The sequence below is a fragment of the Bradyrhizobium sp. genome (assembly GCF_019242285.1).
Classification (GTDB): Bacteria; Pseudomonadota; Alphaproteobacteria; order Rhizobiales; family Xanthobacteraceae; genus Bradyrhizobium.
Genome location: NZ_JAFAVV010000351.1, coordinates 1 through 2,301, shown reverse-complemented (window position 1 = coordinate 2,301; position 2,301 = coordinate 1). Strand labels below are relative to the sequence as shown.

Here is a 2,301-nt window from a genome sequence, read left to right as displayed (position 1 = left end):
GACCAGAACGAGAAGATGCTGTATTTCGAGACCGCGCAGCTCGAATTCTACGGCGTGCCGATCGCCTACATGCCGTTTTTCTCGACGCCCGATCCGACGGTGAAGCGCAAGAGCGGCTTCCTGATGCCGGGTTACAGCGAAGCCTCGACCTACGGCTTCGCGACGGAAATTCCTTATTACTGGTCGATTGCCCCGGATATGGACGCGACCTTCGCGCCGCGCATCACCACGCGGCAAGGCGTGCTGTTCCAGGCCGAGTTCCGCCAGCGCCTGATCGACGGCGCCTATCAGATCCGTGCCTACGGCATCGACCAGCTCGATCCCGGCGCGTTCGCCGGCCAGCCCGGCGATCGCCAGTTCCGCGGCGGCGTCGAGACCAAGGGCCAGTTCGCGATCAACGACAAATGGGTCTGGGGCTGGGACGGCGTCGCGCTGTCGGACTACTATTTCATGTCCGATTACCGGCTGTCGCAATACCGCGATCCGCTGAACTCGTTTCTGAGCCTGCCGACCGAAGCGATCTCGCAGCTCTATCTGACCGGCGTCGGCAACCGCAGCTACTTCGACCTGCGCACGATCTACTATCTCAGCTTCTCGGGCAACCAGCAGCAAGTGCCGGTGGTCTACCCGGTGATGGATTATTCGAACGTCTTCAACTACCCGATCTTCGGCGGCGAGGTTTCCTACAACACGAACTTCGTCAACCTGTCGCGCAATGACGCCGTGTTCGACCCGATCACGACGCTGGCGAATACCAACGGCCTCTGCATGACGGCGTCCGCCGATCCGATGGCGCGCATTCCCGCGCAGTGCCTGCTGCGCGGCATGCCCGGAACCTACACCCGATTCACCGCCGAAGCGCAGTGGCGCAAATCGTTCACGGATTCCTTCGGCGAAATCTGGACGCCGTTCGTGAGCGCGAGGGTCGATGCAATCAACGCCGACGTGGCCAACCAGCCGGGCGTCAACAACTTCCTGCCGACCGGGGACACCACGGCGCTGCGGGTCATGCCGACCGTCGGCCTCGAATACCGCTATCCCTTCATCAACGTGCAGCCCTGGGGCTCGACAACGATCGAGCCGATCGCGCAGGTGATCATTCGCCCGAACGAGTCCTACGCCGGCAAGCTGCCGAACGAGGATGCCCAGAGCCTGGTGTACGACGCGAGCAACCTGTTCAGCGTCGACAAGTTCTCGGGCTATGACCGCGTCGAGGGCGGCGGACGCGCCAATGTCGGCGTGCAATCGACCACACAATTCGACCGCGGCGGCAGCGTCAATGTGCTGTTCGGCCAGTCCTACCAGCTGTTCGGCCTGAACTCCTTCGCCGTGCAGGACATGACCAATACCGGCGTCGATTCCGGTCTTGCGACCCAGAAGGCCGACTACGTGGCTCGGGTCAATTATTCGCCGAACCGGACCTATACTTTCAGCGTCAGGTCGCGCTTCGACGAACAGACCTGGAACGTGCAGCGTTTCGAAGCGGAGGCACGGGCGAATTTTGACCGCTGGTCGGTGGCCCTGACCTATGGCAACTACGCGGCGCAGCCGGAGCTCGGCTACCTGACCCGCCGCGAGGGTCTGCTCGCCAACGGTTCGATCAAGATCGCGGCGAACTGGGTTGCGACGGGCGCAGCGCGCTGGGATCTGGAGGCCAACAAGCTCAACCAGTACGTGATTGGCGCCGGCTATGTGGATGACTGCTTCGTGCTGGCCGCCAACTATGTGACGTCGTACAGCTATTCGGCCGGCACGGCGCCGCCCGTGCTCGGCCATGCCTACATGCTGCAGATCGGGCTGCGCACGATCGCCAACACGTCCTCGTCGGTCTCCGGTATCGGCATCCCGTAGACCTCCGACGAGGATGAATAAGGCCTTTGGCTCAAGGCTTCGACCAGGATCGGCTGACGCAAAGATGATCATGACGGCCACATTTCCGTATCGCCTTCAAACCCTGATCATGGGTCTTGCTGCAGTGCTGTCGTTGTCCGTCGGCGCCTCTCCGTTGCGTGCGCAGACCGTCGCCGTCATGGTCAATGGCGAGCCGATCACCGATTACGACATCGAGCAGCGCAGCAAGCTGTTTTTCCTCACCAGCCACAAGACACCCGACCGCAAGGAAGTGGTCAACGAGCTGATCGACGAAAAGCTGAAGATCAAGGAGGGCAAGAAATTCGGCGTCGATCCCGGTGTCGCCGACATCGACCAGGCCTATACCAGCATGAGCCAGCGCATGCATATCACCTCCGATCAGTTGACGGCGTCGCTGGAGAAACAGGGACTCAGGGCCGACACGTTGAA

General features: G+C 61.8%; 1 protein-coding gene and 1 pseudogene. Both read left to right on the top strand.

What is annotated here, in order from left to right:
• On the top strand, positions 1–1,851 hold a 1,851-nt coding region (locus JOY90_RS13825), incomplete at its 5' end, for an LPS assembly protein LptD (protein WP_291691682.1).
• A 70-nt stretch (positions 1,852–1,921) separates the two neighbouring features.
• A pseudogene (locus tag JOY90_RS13820) lies at positions 1,922–2,301 on the top strand (peptidylprolyl isomerase); the annotation flags it as partial.